The organism is Ligilactobacillus hohenheimensis, assembly GCF_947381805.1.
In the GTDB taxonomy this organism is placed as follows: Bacteria; Bacillota; Bacilli; order Lactobacillales; family Lactobacillaceae; genus Ligilactobacillus; species Ligilactobacillus hohenheimensis.
This window is the reverse complement of the sequence record NZ_CANCXC010000002.1, coordinates 1-21515: the sequence shown is the minus strand read 5'-3', so window position 1 is coordinate 21515 and position 21515 is coordinate 1. Positions and strand designations below refer to the sequence as shown.

The 21515-nt window shown below is 52.8% G+C and carries 24 protein-coding genes; 1 reads left to right on the top strand and 23 read right to left on the bottom strand.

What is annotated here, in order from left to right; genetic code table 11:
• Nucleotides 1-15: 15 nt before the first annotated feature.
• From rplE to rpsL, 20 genes are all read right to left on the bottom strand, one after another.
• Nucleotides 16-558, bottom strand: coding sequence for a 50S ribosomal protein L5 (gene rplE / locus QOR60_RS03820; RefSeq protein WP_283582039.1), 543 nt, complete (start codon nucleotides 556-558; stop codon nucleotides 16-18).
• A 28-nt stretch (nucleotides 559-586) separates the two neighbouring features.
• A complete protein-coding gene (gene rplX / locus QOR60_RS03815; protein ID WP_283582038.1) occupies nucleotides 587-895 on the bottom strand; it encodes a 50S ribosomal protein L24 in 309 nt (102 codons plus the stop codon).
• A 32-nt stretch (nucleotides 896-927) separates the two neighbouring features.
• Nucleotides 928-1296, bottom strand: a complete 369-nt coding sequence (rplN, locus tag QOR60_RS03810; protein WP_283582037.1) for a 50S ribosomal protein L14 — start codon at nucleotides 1294-1296, stop codon at nucleotides 928-930.
• Between the two features lie 56 nt (nucleotides 1297-1352).
• Entirely contained in the window at nucleotides 1353-1619 is a 267-nt protein-coding gene (rpsQ, locus tag QOR60_RS03805; protein ID WP_283582036.1) for a 30S ribosomal protein S17, read from the bottom strand.
• A 26-nt stretch (nucleotides 1620-1645) separates the two neighbouring features.
• Nucleotides 1646-1840 (bottom strand): 50S ribosomal protein L29, encoded by a 195-nt coding sequence (gene rpmC, locus QOR60_RS03800; RefSeq protein ID WP_283582035.1) that lies wholly within the window; start codon nucleotides 1838-1840, stop codon nucleotides 1646-1648.
• On the bottom strand, nucleotides 1830-2264 hold the full coding sequence (rplP, locus tag QOR60_RS03795; protein WP_283582034.1) for a 50S ribosomal protein L16: 435 nt from the start codon (nucleotides 2262-2264) through the stop codon (nucleotides 1830-1832). Before rplP ends, rpmC begins: the two co-directional genes overlap by 11 nt.
• Before the next feature lie 15 nt (nucleotides 2265-2279).
• Nucleotides 2280-2927 (bottom strand): 30S ribosomal protein S3, encoded by a 648-nt coding sequence (gene rpsC / locus QOR60_RS03790; RefSeq protein ID WP_283582033.1) that lies wholly within the window; start codon nucleotides 2925-2927, stop codon nucleotides 2280-2282.
• A 12-nt stretch (nucleotides 2928-2939) separates the two neighbouring features.
• Complete coding sequence (rplV, locus tag QOR60_RS03785; RefSeq protein WP_283582032.1) at nucleotides 2940-3287, bottom strand: 50S ribosomal protein L22; 348 nt, start codon at nucleotides 3285-3287, stop codon at nucleotides 2940-2942.
• Between the two features lie 18 nt (nucleotides 3288-3305).
• A complete protein-coding gene (gene rpsS, locus QOR60_RS03780; RefSeq protein WP_283582031.1) occupies nucleotides 3306-3587 on the bottom strand; it encodes a 30S ribosomal protein S19 in 282 nt (93 codons plus the stop codon).
• A 35-nt stretch (nucleotides 3588-3622) separates the two neighbouring features.
• The gene (gene rplB, locus QOR60_RS03775) at nucleotides 3623-4456 is read right to left on the bottom strand and encodes a 50S ribosomal protein L2 (RefSeq protein WP_283582030.1); all 834 of its coding nucleotides are present in this window, start codon (nucleotides 4454-4456) and stop codon (nucleotides 3623-3625) included.
• 23 nt (nucleotides 4457-4479) lie between these two features.
• Nucleotides 4480-4767 carry a 50S ribosomal protein L23 gene (gene rplW / locus QOR60_RS03770; protein WP_283582029.1) on the bottom strand — a complete coding sequence of 96 codons (288 nt, stop codon included), beginning with the start codon at nucleotides 4765-4767 and terminating at the stop codon, nucleotides 4480-4482.
• Nucleotides 4767-5390 carry a 50S ribosomal protein L4 gene (gene rplD, locus QOR60_RS03765; RefSeq protein WP_283582028.1) on the bottom strand — a complete coding sequence of 208 codons (624 nt, stop codon included), beginning with the start codon at nucleotides 5388-5390 and terminating at the stop codon, nucleotides 4767-4769. The genes rplW and rplD overlap by 1 nt, the downstream gene beginning before the upstream one ends.
• Nucleotides 5391-5413: 23 nt before the next feature.
• Nucleotides 5414-6037, bottom strand: a complete 624-nt coding sequence (gene rplC / locus QOR60_RS03760) for a 50S ribosomal protein L3 (RefSeq protein ID WP_283582027.1) — start codon at nucleotides 6035-6037, stop codon at nucleotides 5414-5416.
• Between the two features lie 31 nt (nucleotides 6038-6068).
• A complete protein-coding gene (gene rpsJ, locus QOR60_RS03755) occupies nucleotides 6069-6377 on the bottom strand; it encodes a 30S ribosomal protein S10 (RefSeq protein ID WP_283582026.1) in 309 nt (102 codons plus the stop codon).
• 308 nt (nucleotides 6378-6685) lie between these two features.
• On the bottom strand, nucleotides 6686-6934 hold the full coding sequence (locus tag QOR60_RS03750) for a type B 50S ribosomal protein L31 (RefSeq protein ID WP_283582025.1): 249 nt from the start codon (nucleotides 6932-6934) through the stop codon (nucleotides 6686-6688).
• 100 nt (nucleotides 6935-7034) lie between these two features.
• Nucleotides 7035-8324, bottom strand: a complete 1290-nt coding sequence (rho, locus tag QOR60_RS03745; RefSeq protein WP_283582024.1) for a transcription termination factor Rho — start codon at nucleotides 8322-8324, stop codon at nucleotides 7035-7037.
• 2 nt (nucleotides 8325-8326) lie between these two features.
• On the bottom strand, nucleotides 8327-9604 hold the full coding sequence (locus tag QOR60_RS03740) for a UDP-N-acetylglucosamine 1-carboxyvinyltransferase (protein ID WP_283582023.1): 1278 nt from the start codon (nucleotides 9602-9604) through the stop codon (nucleotides 8327-8329).
• Nucleotides 9605-9826: 222 nt separating this feature from the next.
• Nucleotides 9827-11920: an elongation factor G gene (fusA, locus tag QOR60_RS03735; RefSeq protein WP_283582022.1), complete on the bottom strand. Its 2094-nt coding sequence runs from the start codon at nucleotides 11918-11920 to the stop codon at nucleotides 9827-9829.
• A gap of 96 nt (nucleotides 11921-12016) precedes the next feature.
• The gene (gene rpsG, locus QOR60_RS03730; RefSeq protein ID WP_283582021.1) at nucleotides 12017-12487 is read right to left on the bottom strand and encodes a 30S ribosomal protein S7; all 471 of its coding nucleotides are present in this window, start codon (nucleotides 12485-12487) and stop codon (nucleotides 12017-12019) included.
• 35 nt (nucleotides 12488-12522) lie between these two features.
• A complete protein-coding gene (gene rpsL / locus QOR60_RS03725; RefSeq protein ID WP_283582020.1) occupies nucleotides 12523-12936 on the bottom strand; it encodes a 30S ribosomal protein S12 in 414 nt (137 codons plus the stop codon).
• Nucleotides 12937-13210: 274 nt separating this feature from the next.
• Here rpsL and QOR60_RS03720 point away from each other — a divergent pair, with 274 nt between their 5' ends.
• Nucleotides 13211-13903, top strand: coding sequence for a prepilin peptidase (locus tag QOR60_RS03720; RefSeq protein ID WP_283582019.1), 693 nt, complete (start codon nucleotides 13211-13213; stop codon nucleotides 13901-13903).
• Nucleotides 13904-13984: 81 nt separating this feature from the next.
• Here the strand turns inward: QOR60_RS03720 and QOR60_RS03715 are convergent, their stop codons facing one another.
• The 3 genes from QOR60_RS03715 to QOR60_RS03705 all read right to left on the bottom strand — a co-directional run.
• Nucleotides 13985-15946, bottom strand: coding sequence for an LPXTG cell wall anchor domain-containing protein (locus QOR60_RS03715; protein WP_283582018.1), 1962 nt, complete (start codon nucleotides 15944-15946; stop codon nucleotides 13985-13987).
• 200 nt (nucleotides 15947-16146) lie between these two features.
• Complete coding sequence (locus QOR60_RS03710) at nucleotides 16147-17799, bottom strand: LPXTG cell wall anchor domain-containing protein (RefSeq protein ID WP_283582017.1); 1653 nt, start codon at nucleotides 17797-17799, stop codon at nucleotides 16147-16149.
• A 312-nt stretch (nucleotides 17800-18111) separates the two neighbouring features.
• On the bottom strand, nucleotides 18112-21515 hold a 3404-nt coding region (locus QOR60_RS03705), incomplete at its 5' end, for a mucin-binding protein (RefSeq protein ID WP_408612550.1).

Genomic DNA, 21515 nt, shown 5'->3' with positions numbered 1-21515 from the left:
TGTTTAAACCTCCTCTTATTTAGCGAATGGCATTCCGAGCTGGGTTAACAGTTCCTTTGATTCTTCGTCGGTGTTGGCCGTCGTAACAATGACAATGTCCATCCCACGAACCTTGTTAACCTTATCAAAATCAATTTCTGGGAAGATCAGCTGTTCACGAATCCCCAGGGTGTAGTTTCCCCGGCCATCAAAGGCCCGCTTGCTAACACCGTGGAAGTCCCGCACACGCGGAAGTGAAACGGAAACTAACTTGTCTAAGAATTCGTACATCCGCTGGCCCCGCAGGGTTACCTTACAACCAATCGGCATCCCTTCACGCAGACGGAAACCGGCAATGGACTTCTTGGCCCGCGTAATCACTGGCTTCTGCCCAGCAATCAGGGTTAATTCGTCAACCGCTTCGTCCAGGTTCTTGGCGTTGCTTACGGCGTCACCAACCCCCATGTTGATCACGATCTTGTCAACTTTAGGTGCCTGCATGATTGAAGTGTAGTTAAACTTCTCCATCATTGACGGCACGATCTCATTTTCATACTTTTCCTTTAAACGATTTGCCATGAAGACGATGTCCTCCTTTCCTGTCAAACTAATCTAACGTCTCGCCGGACTTCTTTGAAACCCGGACCTTCTTGCCATCGACAACCTTGTACCCGACGCGGGTTGGTTTGCCGTCCTTCGGGTCGATGAGCATTACGTTTGATGCATCAATGGGAGCCTCGACTTCAATGATCCCACCGTTTGGGTTAGCGTTACTTGGCTTCTGGTGCTTCTTAACGATGTTAACACCCTTAACAACCACCCGGTTAGCAGCCGGGATAACCTGCTCAACGACACCTTCCGTGCCCTTGTCCTTCCCCGCGATAACCTTAACCTTATCATTCTTCTTAACGAACATTCTTACTCGCACCTCCTTGCCAGTCGGTCATATTACAATACTTCCGGTGCTAAGGAGACGATCTTCATGAAGTCCCCGTCACGGAGTTCACGGGCAACTGGTCCGAAGATCCGCGTACCCTTAGGTGACTTGTCATCACCGATGATAACAGCAGCGTTCTCATCAAACTTGATGTATGAACCGTCTGCCCGGTGTGCACCAGATTTCGTCCGAACAACAACCGCCTTGACAACGTCACCCTTTTTGACAACGCCACCTGGTGTTGCTTGTTTAACAGTAGCAACAATAATATCGCCGATGTTAGCGGTCTTAACGCGGGAACCACCAAGGATCTTAATTACTAAGAGTTCGCGCGCCCCAGAGTTATCAGCGACTTTCAAACGACTTTCTTGTTGGATCACAGTATGTGTCCTCCTTTCGTTATTAGGTCAGAATACGAATCAAAGTAATTAAACTGTTAGATGATAACAGCCTTTTCGTTGATTTCAACTAAGCGGAACCGCTTCTTAGCTGAGAGCGGCCGTGTTTCCATGATGGTGACGATGTCGCCAATCTTAGCTTCGTTGTTTTCATCGTGGGCCATGAACTTCTTTGAGTACTTAACCCGCTTACCGTACGTCTTGTGGTTCTTGTACGTCTCAACAACAACGGTAATCGTCTTGTCCATCTTGTCTGAAACAACGCGGCCCTTGTATACCTTACGCTGGTTACGTTCTTCGCTCATGCGTGGTTAACCTCCTTTTCGTATTCTTAGTTGTTTAATTCTTGTTGACGGAGTGCCGTCTTAATCCGAGCAATCGTCTTCCGAACTTCCTTAAGCCGGGCGGTGTTCTCTAACTGACCCGTTGCCAGCTGGAAACGAAGGTTGAAGAGCTCTTCCTTGTACTGTTTTTCCTTTTCAAGCATTTCGTCAGTGGTTAATTCTTTAATTTCCTTAGCCTTCATTAGATTCGCCACCTACTTCCTCGCGTGCTACGATCTTTGTCTTAACCGGGAGCTTGTGCGATGCTAACCGTAATGCTTCACGGGCAACCTCTTCAGGAACCCCGCCAACTTCAAACATTACCTTACCGCGCTTAACCGGTGCAACCCATCCTTCTGGCGTCCCTTTCCCGGAACCCATCCGGACACCAATAGCCTTAGCCGTGTATGACTTGTGAGGGAAAATCTTGATCCAAACCTTCCCACCACGCTTCATGTAACGCGTCATGGCAACACGGGCAGCTTCAATCTGCCGGTTGGTAATCCAATGTGAATCGAGCGCCTTTAACCCGAACTCACCAAACGTAACGGTCTTGCCACCCTTGGCTTCGCCACGCATGTGACCACGGAACTCACGCCGATGCTTTGTCCGCTTTGGTACTAACATTGATTATTCCCCTCCTTACTTACGATCTGATTTCTTAGTAGGCAGGATTTCACCACGGTAAATCCAAACCTTAACACCTAACTTACCGTATGTCGTGTGCGCTTCAACCCAGGCGTAGTCAATGTCAGCCCGCAATGTGTGCAGCGGAACCGTTCCGTCTGAGAAGTGTTCAATCCGAGACATGTCAGCCCCGTTCAGCCGGCCGGCAACCTGAACCTTGATTCCCTTAGCACCAGCCCGCATTGTCCGTTGAATGGCCTGCTTCATTGCCCGCCGGAAAGCAATCCGGTTTTCAAGCTGCTGGGCGATGTCTTCGCCGACCAGCTTAGCATCTAAGTCAGGCTTCTTGATTTCAACAATGTTGATGTGTACACGCTTGCCGGTCAGGTTGTTTAATTCCTTCCGCAGCTTTTCAACTTCGGAACCACCCTTACCGATTACCATTCCTGGCTTAGCGGTGTGGATTGAAATGTTAACGCGCTTAGCAGCCCGTTCAATCTCAATCTGTGAGATTGAAGCGTTGGCTAACTTATTCAGAATGAACTTCCGGATACGTAAATCTTCGTGTAAGTTGGCAGCGTAATCTTTTTCAGCGTACCACTTTGCATCCCAGTCACGGATGATGCCGACACGTAATCCCGTTGGATTTACTTTTTGACCCACGCTTATCCCTCCTTATTTAACAGATACAACAACTGTGATGTGGCTTGTCCGCTTGTTAATCGGTGAAGCGGAACCCTTAGCACGGGGACGGAACCGCTTGAGTGTCGGTCCCTCGTTAGCAAACGTTTCGCTAACGTATAAGTCCTCAGCATCCAGATCAAAGTTGTTTTCCGCATTTGCGATTGCGGAATTCAAAACCTTTTCAACGATTTCAGCACCAGCTGTTGGTGTGAACTTTAAAATTCCAAGTGCTTCAGCAACGCTCTTGCCGCGAATCAAATCGAGGACCAGACGCGCCTTCCGTGCCGGAATCCGAACCATCCGAGCAGTTGCCTTTGCTGATGTAATTTCTTCAGCCATGTCCTAATCCTCCCTCGATTACTTAACGCCTGTTGCCTTGTCGTCACCACTGTGACCGTGGAACGTCCGTGTTGGGACAAACTCACCGAGCTTGTGGCCAACCATGTCTTCCTGAATGTAAACCGGGACGTGCTTCCGACCATCATAAACAGCAATCGTGTAACCAATGAAACTTGGGAAAATCGTTGACCGCCGTGACCAAGTCTTGATGACAGACTTCTTTTCCTGGTCCGCCTGCGCCTCAATCTTCTTTAATAAGTGCGCATCAGCAAATGGGCCCTTCTTTAAACTCCGACTCATGTTTTTCCTCCTTTCGCTTGACCGCTAGCCGTTAATTAACGCCGCTTCCGGCCACGAATAATGAACTTGTTTGACCGCGCCTTCGTTGAACGCGTCTTCTTACCAATTGTCTTCTTACCCCATGGTGATAACGGGCTTGGACGTCCGATTGGGGCCTTACCTTCACCACCACCATGCGGGTGGTCGTTCGGGTTCATAACAGAACCACGGACCGTTGGCCGCTTACCTGCCCAACGGTTCCGGCCAGCCTTACCAATGTTGATAAGTGAATGCTCTTCGTTTCCGACCGTTCCGATGGTTGCCCGGCATGTTAACAGGATCATCCGGGTTTCACCAGATGTCAGCCGAACAATGGCGTACTTGCCTTCCTTACCAAGTAACTGAGCTGATGCTCCGGCTGACCGAACTAACTGGCCACCCTTACCCGGCTTTAATTCAATGTTGTGAATAACGGTTCCAACTGGGATGTTAGCTAACGGTAAGGTGTTCCCGACCTTGATGTCGGCATCCGCACCTGATTCAACCTTCATGCCAACCTTTAAGCCCTTTGGCGCTAAGATGTATGACTTCGTCCCGTCTTCGTAAACAATTAAGGCAATGTTTGCTGACCGGTTCGGGTCGTATTCAATTGCCTTAACCGTTGCAGGAACGTTATCCTTAGTCCGCTTAAAGTCAACCAGCCGGTATTGGCGCTTGTGGCCACCGCCACGGTGCCGGACAGTAATGTGACCGTATGAGTTCCGGCCAGCGGTCTTGCTTTGTGATACAAGCAGTGACTTTTCTGGCTTCGTCTTTGTGATTTCAGCAAAGTCGGAACTGGTCATGTTACGACGACCGTTAGTGGTTGGTTTGTATTTCTTGATTCCCACTTTGTTTCCCTCCTACTCTAGAATTATTCTTCGGCGAATAACTTAATTTCGTCTGAATCGGCAGTTAAAGTAACGATTGCCTTACGACGCTTCTTTGTGTAGCCTTCGTAACGGCCCATCCGCTTCTTCTTGCCCTTAATGTTCATGATGTTGACCTTAGCAACCTTGACGTTGAACACTTTTTCAACAGCGTTCTTCACCTGGGTCTTTGTGGCGCGAACATCGACGTCAAACTGGTAACGCTTGTTGTCCATTTCAGCCATGGAGGCTTCCGTAACAACCGGGCGTAAAATTACATCGCGTACATCCATTATGCAAGAACCTCCTCTACCTGAGAAAGAGCTTCTTTGGTAATGACCATCTTGTCATTCTTAGCCACGTCTAAGACGTTCAGACCTTTAGCCGGAATTACCGTGACATTTGCAAGGTTCCGTGCAGCTAAAGCAGCTTTCTCATTATCGTTTTCAAGAACTACTAAAACCTTTGTCTTCACATCTAGGTTAGCCAGCACCTGTGCAAATTCCTTTGTCTTTGGTGCGTCAAACTGAAGTGAATCAACAACAACGAGGCTGTTGTCAATAACCTTCTGTGACAGCACTGACTTGATTGCTAAGCGCCGCACCTTCCGTGGTAACTTGTAGCTGTATGACCGTGGTTGCGGGCCAAAGACCGTTCCACCGCCAACCCACTGTGGAGCACGGATGGAACCTTGCCGGGCACGACCGGTACCCTTTTGCCGCCACGGCTTCTTGCCCCCACCTGAAACGGCACGCCGGTTCTTAACCGCGTGTGTTCCCTGCCGGCGGGAAGCCTGCTGCATGATTACCGCGTCAAAGATTACGTTGTCGTTTGGTTCGATACCAAAAATGCTGTCGTTTAATTCAACTTCGCCATTCTTGCTACCATCCTGTTTAAATAATGCAACTTTAGGCATCGACTGATCCTCCCTTCCTCAGTTTATTTAACCGTACTCTTAACGATAACGTATGACTTGTTTGCGCCAGGAACGTTACCCTTAATTAACAGTACGCCGTTTTCTGTATCAGCCTTAACGATTTCAAGGTGTTGGATCGTAACCTGCTTACCACCCATCCGGCCTGGGAGCATCTTACCCTTAAATACCCGGTTGATGATAACCCCCATTGAACCTGGACGCCGGTGGTAACGTGACCCGTGGGCCATTGGTCCGCGGTGCTGGTTCCAACGCTTGATGTTACCCTGGAAGCCTTTCCCCTTGGACGTACCCGTTACGTCAACGATGTCGCCTGCTTCGAATACGTCAGCGTTTAATTCATCACCGACGTTGTAGTCTCCCAGCTCAACATCCCTGATTTCACGAACGAAGCGCTTAGGAGCAGTTTTTGCTTTTGCTGCATGACCTTCAGCCGGCTTTGTGGCACGAACAGCCTTCTGGTCATCAAACCCAAGCTGGATTGCTTCGTAGCCGTCGTTTTCCATTGTCTTAACCTGCATAACAATGTTTGGGTTAACGGCAACAACGGTAACCGGAACCAGCTCACCCTTTTCGGTGAAGACCTGTGTCATCCCGACTTTCTTTCCTAAGATTCCTTTTGTGGCCATGAGTACACCTCCAATTTTTTGTAATGCTTAATTATAACTTGATTTCAATGTCAACCCCGGACGGTAGATCAAGCTTCATTAATGAATCAACCGTCTTCGGCGTTGGGTTCACGATGTCAATTAACCGCTTGTGCGTCCGAATTTCGAACTGTTCCCGTGAATACTTGTACTTGTGTGGTGAACGGATAACCGTGTACAGTGTTCGTTCTGTCGGCAGCGGAATTGGGCCTGAAATCATTGCTCCCGTCCGCTTAGCAGTCTCAACGATCTTGTCCGCTGACTGGTCGAGAATCCGGTGCTCGTAAGCCTTAAGCCGGATCCGAATCTTTTGCTTAGCCATTTAGTTCCCTCCTTCGTCCATTTTAAAAATAAGACTCGCTCCGTGAAAATTACCGCCACGCTCATGGCAAAGCATCCGGGCGTGTCGCAACCTTTCACATCATCGCTCAAATGTGCATACTTGTCCCATGACAAGCACGTTTACTATCATATTACTTTTAACCCGCGAATACAAGGGGTAACCATTGATTTTATGCGGTTTCACTCTCTTTTTTGGATTCTTTTCCTCATTATTTGGGGAACATGCTCCAAATACGCAAAAACGGGGCCGCGGTCTGTGCCGCAACCCCGTAATAACCACTTTGATGGTTACTTGGTAAACCCGTACTTCTTGTTGAACCGGTCAACCGCACCATCAGCCTTAGCTGACTTCTGCTTCCCGGTGAAGAATGGGTGTGAGTCACATGAAATTTCAACCCGAATCAGTGGGTACGTGTTGCCGTCTTCCCATTCAACGGTTTCGTCTGACGTTGCCGTTGAACCTGACAGGAACTTGTAACCCGTTGATGAGTCCATGAATACTACCTGATGGTAATCTGGATGAATCCCCTGCTTCATTGTATTTCGCTCCTTTGCCCTGGGTCATTTGCTGAGCCAGAGTTAAATTAATAATTAATAGTACGCCAGTCATCATACCATGAATGTTAGCGAACCGCAATTACCTTTTCCCCGGAAAATCGACCTTTTCGATCTGGCGGCAAAAATCGACATTGTCCTTCGTTTGCCGCATCATCCTTAATACCCGACTGGTGTCCTGAACCGGGTTATTTCCAACCATCTTCCGGACCTTCCAGGCCGCATCAAGGGTTGTTTTGTCCAGCAGTAACTCCTCCTTGCGCGTTCCCGAGCGTTTAATGTCCACCGCCGGGAAAATCCGCCTTTCCGCCAGTTCCCGCGAAAGTTGCAGTTCCTGGTTACCGGTTCCCTTAAACTCTTCAAAAATAACGTCGTCCATCCGGCTTCCGGTATCAACCAGTGCCGTGGCAAGAATTGTCAGACTCCCGCCATCCTCAATATTCCGGGCCGCCCCAAAGAACCGTTTCGGCTTGAAGAGAGCTGTCGGATCCAATCCCCCGGAAAGCGTCCGGCCACTTGGCGGCACGACCAGGTTGTATGCCCGGGCAAGGCGGGTAAGGGAGTCCAGCAAAATCACAACGTCCTGCTTGTCTTCCACTAGGCGCATCGCCCGTTCAAGAACCAGCTCGGCCACCCGAACGTGGTTTTCCGGCCGCTGGTCAAACGTCGAGTAAACGACCTCGCCACTCACACTCCGTTCAAGGTCCGTTACTTCCTCGGGCCGCTCATCAATTAGCAGAATAATTACGTGCGCATCCGGATAGTTGGCGGTGATTCCCTTAGCCATCCGCTTTAAAAGACTGGTCTTTCCGGCCTTAGGCGGAGCCACGATCAACCCCCGCTGACCGAACCCCACCGGCGCAAAGAGATCCACCAGCCGCGGAGCCAACGGACTTTTCCCGGTCGCCAGTTTCATTTGCTGGGTCGGATAAACGGGCGTTAATCCCGGAAAATGCGGCCGGTTCTTCGCCTGCTCCGGATCCTTGCCGTTGACCGTATCCACCCGCATCAATCCGTGGTACTTGTCGTTATGCCGGGGCGGCCGGACCACCCCCGCAACCTCATCCCCGTTGCGAAGGCCAAACCGCCGAATCTGGGAAATCGAGACGTAAATGTCCTCCTGGGACGGGCCGTAGTTTAACGGGCGCAAAAAACCGTACCCTTCACTCGGAATGATGTCGAGAATTCCCTGCATGTAGTAATAGCCGGCTTCCTGGGCCGCCGCCCGGACAACCGCAAGGGCCAGCTCCTTCTTATTCATTTTGCTGTAATACGGGATTTCATACCGTTTGGCATCCTCGTACAGTTCCCGGAGCGTTTTTTGCTCCAGCTCGCGTAACGTTACCCCGTTCTTCTTCGGACTCTTTCCCACGACTACTCCTCCCCGGTCGTATCGTTAACCACATCAATATGAACGTGTAATCCGCGGAACTTCGTGATAATCCGGTCATACCCGCGAAGAATGTTGTCGGCGTGTTCGATCACGGTTGTCCCGTCCGCCATCAACGCCAACCCCAACAGGGCCACCCCGGCACGAATATCATTGGCCGTAATCGTGGCCCCGTGAAGTTCGGCCGAGTGGTCAATCCGAATAATCCCGTCATGGGTTGTAATCTTCCCGCCCAGCATTTGCATGGGCTTCACGTGCTGAATCCGCTTAGGGTAGAGCGTATCAATCACCGTCGAGGTCCCCTGCGCACACATCAGCAACGGCGTAATCGGCTGCTGCAGGTCGGTTGCAAACCCCGGGAACGGCGCCGTCGTCACGATAATCGGCCGGAGATGGTCGTTTCCCGGAACGTAAATCTTATCGTCATCAATTTCAAGGTTAACCCCCATCTCGGTCAGCTTAGCGATAAACGGATCAAGATGTTCCTTAATCACGTTACGCACCAGCACCCCGTCACCGTTCGCCGCCGCAAACGCAAGGTAGGTGCCCGCTTCAATCCGGTCCGGAATAATCGTGTGGGTGTTCTGCGCCCGCAGGTGAGCCACCCCTTCAATCCGGATGACCCCCGTTCCGGCGCCCCGAATCCGAGCTCCCATGTTGTTCAAAAAGGTTGCCAGGTCAATGATTTCTGGTTCCTTCGCGGCGTTTTCAATGATGGTCGTTCCGTGCGCCTTAACGGCTGCAAGGAGCACGTTAATCGTGGCCCCGACGGATACCAAATCAAAGAAGATGTGGGCCCCGTGGAGTCCCTCCGGCCCGGTCGTAATGCGGACAGTATCGCCCTGCTCAACCACCGTTGCGCCCAGGGCCCGGAAGCCCTTAATGTGCTGGTCGATCGGGCGCGGGCCGATGTTGTCGCCTCCCGGGAAGCTCACCGTCGCCTGGCCAAACCGCCCCAAAAGCGCCCCCATAAAGTAGTAGGACGCCCGCAGACTCCGGATAACATCCCCCGGAAGTGGCGCCTGAACAATCGCCGTGGGGTCAATCAGCAGCTCACCGTGATTAAACTGCGATTTTACGTTCATCGACTTTAAAATCAACATTAAGTTATGCACGTCCAGAATATCCGGAACGCTATCAAGCTTAACGGGCGTTTCTGCCAACACCGTCGCCGGAATTAACGCAACGGTACTATTCTTGGCCCCGCCAATCGTTACCTCACCGGATAACCGCTGGCCACCCCTGACAATCATCTTCTTCATTCCGCGTTATCTCCATCTATCGTATCATTCACAATAGTTCAAAACTTGAACCCGTGTACCTCCTATAATTCTAGCGAACAGCCCTACCCGACGCAAGCACAATTAACGGGCTTTTAAAGAATTGCTAGGGTCACTTCACGCTGGGACTCCCCGTGGTTTAAAACGTAAACAAAGCCCGGCTGGCAACCTGCCAACCGGGCTTTATTAACGGCTTCCGCTGAACTAGCCAGCGTTGCCGCCGTTCTTCTTGATAATCTCTTCTTGGATAGACTTCGGTACAGCCTCGTAGTGGTCCATGGACATCGTAAACGTCCCCCGTCCCTGGGTAGCGGACCGCAGCGTCGTAGCGTAACCGAACATTTCAGCCAACGGAACGTAAGCGTGGACTAACTGAGCGTTCCCCCGTGCTTCCATTCCGTCAACCCGACCACGCCGGGCAGTAACGTGTCCCATGACGTCCCCAAGGTTGTCTTCTGGCGTAACAATGTCAACCTTCATGATTGGTTCAAGGATTACGGCACCGGCATCCTTAGCGGCATTCTTTAATGCCAGGGATGCAGCCACCTTGAAGGCCGCTTCACTTGAGTCAACTTCGTGGTAACTACCATCGTAGAGCTTAGCCTTAACGTCGATCAGTGGGTATCCAGCCAGCACACCGTTGGCCATGGCTTCCTTCAACCCCTGTTCAACTGACGGGATGTATTCACGCGGAACAACCCCACCGACGATGGCGTCTTCGAACTCGAAGCCCTTACCTTCTTCGTTCGGGGTGAATTCAATCCAAACATCCCCGTACTGCCCTTTACCACCAGACTGCCGCACAAACTTACCCTGGGCGGAAACCTGCTTGGTGAATGTTTCACGGTAAGCAACCTGTGGTTCACCGATCTTAGCTTCCACGTGGAATTCACGCTTCATCCGGTCAACGATGATGTCCAGGTGCAGCTCACCCATTCCGGCGATCAGCGTTTCACCCGTTTCTGGGTTGGTTTCAGCCTTGAAGGTCGGGTCTTCTTCGGCCAGCTTCTGGAGGGCAATGTCCATCTTGTCCTGGTCAGCCTTTGAACTTGGCTCAACGGAAACCTGGATAACTGGGTCCGGGAATTCCATTGATTCAAGCAGCAGTGGGTGATCCGGATCAGTCAGGGAGTCCCCAGTTGTCGTGTTCTTCAATCCGATAGCGGCAGCAATGTCCCCGGAGAAGACTTCTGGGATTTCCTTTCGCTGGTTGGAGTGCATCTGAAGCAGCCGCCCAACCCGTTCACGTTTGTTCTTGGTTGCGTTCAGGACGTATGACCCTGATTCCAGTGTTCCGGTGTAAACCCGCAGGTACGTTAACCGCCCAACAAATGGGTCCGTTGCAATCTTGAAGGCTAACCCGGCGAACGGCTTAGTGTCATCAGCAATCAGGTCAACTTCTTCATCCGTCTCCGGGTTCGTAGCGGTGTACGGCTTAACGTCCAGTGGTGATGGCAGGTAGTCATTCACCCCATCAAGCATCATCTGAACACCCTTGTTCTTGAAGGCAGAACCAGCAAAGACCGGGTAAAGGTCAAGGTTCAACGTTGCCTTCCGGATGGCCTTCTTCAGTTCCTCAGAGCTGATTTCGTCCCCTTCAAGGTACTTTTCCATGATGTCGTCGTCAACGTCAGCAACGGCTTCAATCATGGCGTCCCGCTTGGCCTGAGCTTCTTCCTTGTAGTCGTCCGGAATGTCAACAACGTCCCATTCTGACCCAAGTTCGTCTTCATCGTAGAGGTCGGCCTTCATTTCAATCAGGTCAATAACCCCCTGGAAGTTATCTTCGGCCCCGATTGGCATCTGAACCGGCACTGGGTTAGCCTGCAGCCGGTCCCGAATCGTGTCAACGGAGTAGTCGAAGTTTGCCCCGATCTTGTCCATCTTGTTAACGAACACGATCCGCGGAACCCCGTATTCCGTTGCCTGCCGCCATACGTTTTCGGTCTGCGGTTCTACCCCAGACTGACCATCAAGGACAACGATGGCCCCGTCAAGAACACGGAGTGACCGTTCAACTTCGGCCGTAAAGTCCACGTGCCCTGGCGTGTCAATGATATTAATCCGGTGATCCTTCCACTGAGCAGTCGTTGCGGCAGACGTAATCGTAATCCCCCGTTCCTGTTCCTGCTCCATCCAGTCCATTTGGGAAGCACCATCATGCGTTTCACCAATTTTATGAATCTTTCCCGTGTAGTACAGAATCCGTTCGGTCGTCGTCGTCTTCCCAGCATCGATGTGGGCAACGATCCCGATGTTCCGCGTCTTTTCCAATGGGAATTCACGTTTGTTAGCCATTGAGAATCTTCTCCTTCCACAAAATGTATGCGTTGCGTTTGCTTAGTTTCAAAAAAATGGCCATTATAGTCACAGCCATAATAGCCACTTAAATAATTACCAGCGGTAGTGTGCGAATGCCCGGTTAGCTTCAGCCATCCGGTGCGTATCTTCACGCTTCTTAACGGAAGCACCGGTGTTGTTAGATGCATCGATGATTTCCTTCGCCAGCCGCTCTGACATTGTGTGTTCGCCACGCAGCCGGGCGTAGCTTACAATCCACCGTAAGCCAAGCGTTGTCCGCCGTTCTGGCCGCACTTCAATCGGAACCTGGTAGTTTGATCCACCGATCCGCCGCGCCTTAACTTCAAGAACAGGCATAACGTTCTTCATGGCTTCTTCGAACACTTCGATCGGATCGTTCCCGGTCTGTTCCTTAATCATGTCAAATGCTTCGTATAAAATCTTTGAAGCCTTACCGCGCTTCCCGTCCAACATTAACCGGTTGATTAACCGCGTAACCAACTTGGAGTTGTAAATTGGATCTGGCAGCACTTCACGCTTCTGTACGCCACCTTTTCTTGGCATTTAAAAAACCTCCTCGAGTTCTAAATTCGTTCGCCTTACTTCTTCGGCTTCTTCGTACCGTACTTGGAACGACCCTGACGCCGGTCTTCAACACCAGCAGTATCGAGCGCCCCACGAACGATGTGGTAACGAACCCCAGGAAGGTCCTTTACACGACCACCACGAACTAACACAACACTGTGTTCCTGGAGGTTGTGGCCGATTCCTGGAATGTAGGCAGTCACTTCCATCAGGTTTGACAGCCGCACACGTGCGTACTTCCGTAAAGCTGAGTTAGGCTTCTTCGGCGTCATCGTACCAACACGCGTTGCAACGCCCCGCTTCTGTGGGGACGGGTTGGCAACCTGAACCTTCTTGTAACTGTTGTACCCGTAGTTTAATGCCGGGGACTTTGACTTTGAACCTTTAGACTTACGCCCTTTCCGAACTAATTGGTTAATTGTAGGCATCTAAAGCTTCCTCCTTCCTGTTATTAAATCAAAATTCAAGCACACACATCCAGGAGTTTCTTTTTAAGGGCTAAAAAACAACGGCGTGTGAGCAATGTATGCTAACCTGCTCCCAGTCAGCATGATCCCGGCAAAGCGGGAGAACTGTTCACATCAGCACCTCGACTAGGATACCATGCGAACCGAAAGGGTGTCAATTCCCCGGTTAAATTAATTTTGCATGCCAAATCCCCTCAATTCCGCCCTAATTAAAAACTAGAAGGGAGCGCATGACATGAACAACATTCTTAACCTCATCATCCTTACCGTTGGCGGGCTTGCGGGCGGATCATTTGCCGCCTGTATGGTTACCCGGTACGTTCACCACCAGTCACCGTGGGGCCGGTCAGTCTGCGAGCACTGTCACCACCAGCTGACATGGTGGCAACTAATTCCCGTGGTTGGCGTTTTAATCCAGCGGGGGCGGTGCGCGTGGTGTCGCCAGCCCATTAGCTGGCAGTCCACCGGAAGTGAACTAGCCTGTACTGGGATTATCCTTGCGGAATGGTGGTGCACAAAGCTTCCGCCCGTCCACCTCATCATCCTGGTTACGTGGCTGGCAATCCTGACCGGCGAGGATGCGGCGACCCAGACGGTCTGTCCCGGAATGCTCTGGGGCGGAACCCTTCTTCTGGGAACACTCACCCTTCCGGTTGTTCTCACCACCATCAGGCTCCACCCGGGCTTCATCCTCCTTATTTTGGGACCGTTGCTCGCGCTTGCCTGGCGGCGCCAACTGGGAAGTGCCGATGTCGTTTTAACCGGAGCAGTGGCCCTCCTTTACGGTCCCCGCTTTGCCTGTGCGGTTCTATTTGGTGCGGCCGGAGCGGCCCTGCTTGCGTTTCTTCTCCGCCGCTCCGGCCGTTCGCTCCCCTTCATCCCCTTCCTTGCGGGCGCTCTGCTGATTGGCTTAGCGGTTTTCCAATAGGCATAACAAAAAGGCCGGGACTCATTTGTCCCAACCTTTCGTTCACTTTACTAGCCAAGAAGACTAGCGCGTTTAGTTATCTTAGTCTTTCCGCTTCTTTAAGACCAGGGCAGCACCACCGAGCAGGGCAGCCATTCCCGTCAGGGTTAACCCGGCAGCAACCGCATCACCGGTGTCTGGTAAAGCACGCTTGTCGTGCCGCTGCGTTGCAACTGACTGGGCGTCAGCCGCCTGCTTGTCCGTTGCTCCGTGGGCCAGTACCGCCTTGTTGGCCGCTGGGGCCACGTGCCGGTTCGTGCTTGTCCGCTGCGCACTGGTTGCGGCGTGCTTAGCCGTTGTTGGTGCTCCTGCCGAAGCCGCTGGAACCTTGTTATCAGCTGTGGCCGGCTTCTGGCTACTGCTTGCCACTGACGTGTTCGTTGCCGGCTGCACCGCACTCGATGAGGAGCTAGCGTTCGGGTCGGCTGCGACGGATGAACTTGACTGGTCGACCGGCGCCACTGAAGACGAACTGGTCTTGTTATCCGCTACCTTTGAAGATGAGCTCGACTTAGCATTCGTTGCTTTTGATGATGAGCTCGTCTTGGCGACTGTCTTCGTTGATGAGCTTGACTTAGAAGAGCTCGATGAAGACGACTTTGATGAAGAGCTTGATGAGCTCGAGTCAACGGCCGAACTTGACGATGAGCTCAATGAGCTAGAAGACGAGGACGAGCTTGACGAAGCTGATGAGGAACTCGACGAACTTACTGAGCTTGATGACGAACTGGCGGACGAACTCGATGAGGAGCTAACCGCTGATGAACTTGACGAGGAGGATGACACCACCGCAAAGTTCAGCGTAACGTTCCCGGTAGTAACGCCCATCCCAATCATGTTAGCCCACGGCAGCTTGGCCGTGTTCGGCTGGCCAGACAGCGAAGTGGCCGCCGGGACATCCGAGTGGTAGAAGTCCACCGACTCCGTTTGCACGTAGTTGCACAGCATGTTAATGGACTTTGGATTAGTTCCGTTAGCCGATAACACAACGTGGTACTTAACGCCCGGCACCAGCACACTTACCTTGTTGCCGTTAGCGTCGGCCACGTAGTAGTCCTTTGATGATGGTACGGTCATATCCCCGTTAACCACCTGGAAGTCCTTGGAACGGCCGGTGGACCGGTCAATCGTGTAGACCTGCTTTGCACCAATCGGCTGGCCGTTGGCGTTCAGCAACTGCACCCCGTTTTGGGCCACCTGCTTAGCGTTCAACGGGTGCTGCACCCCGTAGTTGTACAGAGCCAGGGAAAGCGGGTCGTTCTTGTACTGCGATTGGGCCGTTCCTGCGTTGCTGCCACCGGCAACGTTCCCCTCGACACCCCAGATAGCGTACTGTGTCATATCATATTCGTATTGATCAAGGGAATACTCTGCAGAATTTTGCCCAGTCTTTTGCAGGTACGCCTGGTACCACTGGTTCACCTGGCTGTTGCTAATCGGGGCAGAGTAAATATTCTGCGTGTTCCCCAGACAGTTCGGGTAGCCGGCATACAGAACAGCGGCAATCTCGTTAACGTTCTGGCCGTTAAAGCCATCCTGTGACGTTGCGTCCCACGCGGAAATCCGCTGGTAGTTCACCGTCGCGTCCGGTTCACCGTCAACCACCGAATCCCCCATGCCGTCATCGTTTTCCGCCGGGGTCGCGTAACCCGGGTTGTAACTGTAAACAATTTCGGTAGCGTTGTTCGGACCCGTTGCCTGCCATACGTCGTTCGGCTGCGCTAACGGAAGGGTTCCCATCACGGTGTACGTGTCCTTTGATGACCAGTTCACCGCACTGGACGAACTACTGCTGCTTGAACTACTACTCAACGCAGCTACTGAGGTGCTCGTCGCAAACCGTAGCGGCGTTCGCGCGTTCCGCGTCCCGTTACTGTGCTGACTGGTAACCCCCGTTTCGGCGTTTAACCCGGCAACGGTGTCCGCCATGATTGGGGCGGTCACCCCCTGCGCAAGCAACGCAGCACTTGCCAGGCACGTTAACTTAATAACATTCTTTCGCATTCCTAACACTCCTTAATTTAGAGACTTTTCCCGGTCTATGTAGAGACCTTCACGTAGTAATGATGCACCCTTTTCTGGCTGAACACAATCGGTTTGCCGGATATTTAGTAGTTTTTAATAAAAATCAAATTACTATTTCAGCAGGCCACCATAAAACCGGGACGAAGCATCCAACTGCCCCGTCCCGGTTACCTAATGAACTACTTGACCTTCTTCTGCTTCGTCCAGCCAGCAAGGACTACTGCCCCCACCGCAACAAGCAATCCTCCAATGACCGCTAAAACGGTGCTGTGCTGGTTCCCCGTTTCCGGAAGAACCCGCTGCTGTTTTGATGATGCACTGGCCGGCACCACTTGCTGCTGGGACCGGCTGGTTGTCGACTGACCGGCTAACGGTTCTTTCCGTTGTGCAGTTGCTACCCGTACGCTGCTCGTCCGGGACGATGCCGTAGTTGAACCGGTTGCTGACCGCTTACTACTACTTGAAACTGCCTGCTGGGAACTACTCCCCGCACTGGATGAACTGGATGATTCTGGCGCCGGGGTTGGGGTCGGCACGTCAGCAAACACATCCAGGGTCAGGTTCGCAAGCATTGACGTTTGCGTCATTAACCCTTCGTACGTCTTCTGCCGCGATGCGTGGTAGTTGTTGCGGTCGTACATGTGCCGCGATGCACTAACGTTCCGGTATCCTTCCATTCCCGTAATCCGAATCACCGGGTAGCCGTTGTAGGTCGGCAAACTACCGATGTACCCGCCGTTACTGTTGTAGTATACCGGAATCTGGCTGGCTGCCCGCGGCGTAATCGTTGCGCTAATCTCCCACTCGTCAAGCATGATCGGCTTGCAGTTTGAGGTGAAGAGGTGGAAGGTGTCCTGAACGTAATTCATCGCAACCGTTGCCTTGGCAACCGCCTTATTCGTCTTCACGTAATAGGTCTTCCCGGTGGTTAACTCGCTGACCGGTTGGTTAGTGGCCGCATCAATCACCTGGTAACCCGCCGGAAGAATCTGACTCACCTTCACCGGTGCTCCCAGATAACTTGAATTTAACGCAAACTGAGGAGTTTCGTTTGTTTTCAGGTTAAGTTGCAACTTCGTGATTGGCTGGTTGGTCCCCGGTGTTACGAGGGACGCCGTCGTCATCGCCGAGACGTCCACGTTCGCGTTCGCCAGTGCTGCATCGTACAGCTTTTGCTGGAACGGGGTAAAGTTACTCTTAATAAACGCCGCCTGGTGCGGGTCCTTCTGCCCGGCAATAAGATCCAGAACCGACTGCACCTGATAGTTATAGATGGCCGCCTGTTCACTGCTGGAAACGTTCTTAATCGGGGTGTAGTCCCCCTTATACGTTCCCTGCGCCGTCAACATCATCACCGCCACCATTTCACTAATCTGCTGCTGACTAAGGCCGCGCTGTTCTAAAGCAGCCACCAGTTCGCCGGCGTTCTGATAGACCGGGAGTGGCACCTGCCCGGACGCACTCGTTCCGGCGCCGTTATCGTTCACGTATACCGGCGAAAGGATGTTTACGACATCCTGGTCAAAACCCCAGGCATGGGTTGTATCACCCGTTGTCGCATCGATTATCTCAGAATTTCCCGGTTGAACTGCGGTATTCCGCCCAAAATACTGCGCCTGGACTGGCTGGTTATCAGTGGACGCGCTGCTCGTTGCCTGGGATGAGGAACTAACCGGCCCCGCCACAGAACTCGAGGAAGCCGCTACTTGGCGACTAGCTGCTACACTGCTACTTCCCTGCGTTGACGTCGATTGAGCTGCGAACACGGTCGGTCCCACTAGAAGTGGTGCCAGTAAGCCAACAATACTACTTGCCATCATTGTTTTCTTCATTATAGTGTGCACTCCTTTCACTAGGGTACCAGTACTCCCATTCAAGGAGCACTGTACCACATTAACAGCTAAAAAGATAGATGAATGCTTATGTTTTTCCCTAACTTTAACTGGTTGCTTTTCAGAAATCGTCCGGCTTCTCTTTCGGACAAGGAAAAATGCTGAACCACAGAAAACGAACGGGGTGGACGCCCCCTGAACGAACTGAGAGTCATCGATTCGCGGGAACGGTCCCACCCCGTCCGCTTACTTTGGCGCGAAAGCAACAGGGAGGCTGCGCCCTAATGGCACGGCCTCCCCGTTTCCCCGGTTTTACCGGTTCTTTCCGTCGTTTCGCTTGTTGGACTTAATTCCCAGTGAACTGAGAACCCCCGCAACCGCCAGGAGAATCAGTCCCCACAGCCCGTTTGTCTGGCTGTCACCGGTATCCGGCAACTGCGTGGCGCCCTTGTTAGCGCCCTGACTTGCGGCGTGTGAATCATTCTCTTCAGCAGCCAGTCCCTGCGGGTGCGTTTCAGCGGCAACAGGCGCTGCACTGTACTTGACAGTTACCGTCGTGTCACCCGTTGTTGCCGTTACGGCCATTGCCGGAACGGTGAGTTCGGCTGGCGTGTACCCAGCAACCGTTGGCACCGTTACCGAAGCAAACGTTGCGCTCCCGTCGGCAGTCCACGGACTGTACGTAACCTTGCCCGTGACGTCGTTCTTTGTGGCCGTCCGGTGGAACGTAACTGTTTGGGTCACCGTTGGAGCAAGCTGTTGGCCGTTTGGTCCAACGAAGGTGATGACCCGCTTAACCGTATGCGTTAGGTCAAGGTGCTGCGGGTTATCCGTTGCCGTGTACGTTGTCGTCCCCTCTTTCAGGTGCACTACGAAGTGCTGAACCGTGTTCGGTTGGTCGAACCGCACACCATCAGTTGGGTAGTTGCTGTTAACCAGCTTGTAACCCTGCGCTTCGTACTGCTTAACCTGCTTTTCTGGGTCGTAAGCGCTCGTCGTCCCAAACTTGCCGTGTAACGTGACCGTCTTCAACGGCTTGCCGGTTGTGTCATCAACGTACGTGACCGTTGCCCGTTCGGTATCAGCCCCGTAGATGACCGTGACCGTTTTATCAGCCGTCCCCGCGGCGACGTTATCAACCTCCGGCACAACGCTGACGTTCGGGTTGTACCCGGAAATCTTCGGCGACTTAACCGGTGCGAAGTCGTCCTTACCAACCGCCTTCCACGGACTGTACGTGACCTTCCCCGTTACGTGGTCGAAGGATGCCGTCCGCGTGAATTTAATCGTTTCGGTCTCGGCGTTAGCCGCCTTCTTCCCGTTCGCGTACTGGTAAATGATCTTCCGGATAACCGTATCGGTCAGGTTCTTGACCTTATCAGCATTACTTGTCGGACTGTCCGTCGTAATGTTGTGCACCAGCTTGATCGTGTACGTGTACGTCGGGCCGTTCCCGTCCTTGTTGAACGTGATGCCCCCGCTCGGGAAGTCACTCGACTCCAGCTTGTAACCTTCGTCTTCGTACTTCTGGATCGTCGCATTCGGACTGTAATCACTCGTGGAACCATACGTCCCCGTGACGTCGTCCGTCTGTAACGTCTTCCCCGTTGTCGCGTCCACGTATGTCACCGTGGCGCTTTCCTTATTCGCCGTGTACGTGACATTCACCGTACTGTCACTGTCCGTGGCACTAATCGTGGCTGCCGGTACCTCCGCCTCACTTGGCGTGTAACCCGTAATCTTCGGGCTTGGCACTGCCGCATCCGTCGTGCTACCACTTGGCGTCCAGTCACTGTACGTAATGTCTCCCGTGACGTTATCCTTCGTCGCCGTCCGCGTGAACGTGACCGTCTGGGTCACTGGCTTAGCGGCCTGCTTGTCCGTCCCCGCATACGTGTACGTAATCGTCCGCGTGACCGTCTTCGTCAACGTTAACTTGTCCGGGTTGCTTTCCGGCGTCTCGGTCGTCGTCCCGTGCTTGAACGTGATGGTGTAGTTCAACACCTTCCCGTCAACATCGAACTTTGCGCCCCCTTGCGGGTAGCCGTTCTTATCTAAGACGTAACCTTCCTTTTCTAACGCCGCAATCTCCGTGTCCGGGCTGTAGCTGCTGGTCGTGTTGTATGCGCCGTTCAGCGTATCAACATGCAACTGCTTCCCCGTCGTTTCGTCAACGTAGGTGACCGTGATCTTTTCCTGGTTCGGCGTGTACGTGATCGTCTGGACGTTGTCCGGCGTTGTGGCCGTGACATCGTCCACCGCCGCACTCGCGGCGGCACTCGGCGTGTACCCCGTGATTGCTGGCGTCGTCACCGGCTCAAACTCGTCCGTTGTTCCCGTGTTCGTCCACGGACTGTACGTAATCACGTGCGTGACGTTGTTTTCCGTGGCCGTCCGGTCAAACGTGATTGATGCCGTATGATCCGGCTTAGCTTGCGTTCCATCAGCGTACTTGTAGTGGATCGTCTGCGTGACCGTATGCGTCAGCTCTAACCCCTTCGGGTTGTCACTTGGCGTGTACTGCGTCGTTCCTTCCACCAGCTTGATCGTGTAAACGTTCTGGTGCCCATCATCGTTGAACACTTCCCCGTTCGTCGGGTAGTTGTTGCTCTCCAGCTGGTATCCTTCCCCTTCATACTGCTTAATCAGCGTGTTCGGGTTGTAATCGCTGGCGGAACCATACGTCCCCGTGATGGTGTCAGAATGTAAGACCTTCCCCGTGGTGGCGTCAACGTAGTTGACAATCGCACTTTCCTTATTCGCCGTGTACGTCACGTTGACCGTACTGTTACTGTCCGTGGCACTAATCGTGGCTGCCGGTACCTCCGCCTCACTTGGCGTGTAACCCGTAATCTTCGGGCTTGGTACTGCCGCATCCGTCGTGCTGCCACTTGGTGTCCAGTCACTGTACGTAATATCACCCGTGACGTTATCCTTCGTCGCCGTCCGCGTGAACGTGACCGTCTGGGTCACTGGCTTAGCGGCTTGCTTGTCCGTCCCCGCGTACGTGTACGTAATCGTCCGCGTGACCGTCTTCGTCAACGTTAACTTGTCCGGGTTGCTTTCCGGTGTTTCCGTTGTCGTCCCGTGTACAAAGACTACCTGGTACGGCGTGTAGTTGCCATCCTGGTTGAACACAATCCCGTTGGCCGGAACCCCGTTCTTCACCAGCTTGTAACCCTTCGCTTCGTACTGCTTAATCACTGCACTTGGGTCGTACTTAACCGTGGCGCCGTATGTCCCGTCAACCGTGGCGGTGGACATCACCTTACCACCTTCGGTCTGGTCAACATACTGTACCTGAACGCTTTCTGCGTTAGCGTTGTACGTAATTGTTTGCACGTTGTTATCACTCGTCGGCGTCACGTCATCAACTTCCGTTGATGTTGCGGCACTTGGCGTGTATCCCGTAATTGCCGGACTCTTCACTGCCGGGAAGTCCCCGCTTGCCGGACTCCATGCGCCGTACGTCACCTGCTTGGTAACGTGGTCGTACGTAGCCGTCCGGTCAAACGTAATCGATGCCGTCGCATCCTTGGCGGCCGTCTGGCCGGCCTTCCCCGTGTTGCTGCCGTAAACGTAATGGATCGTCTGCGTGACCGTCTTCGTCAGGTTAGCCACGTTGTCCGGGTTGCTCTCCGGACTGTCCGTCGTAATGTTGTGCACCAGCTTGATCGTGTACGTGTACGTCGGGCCGTTCCCGTCCTTGTTGAACG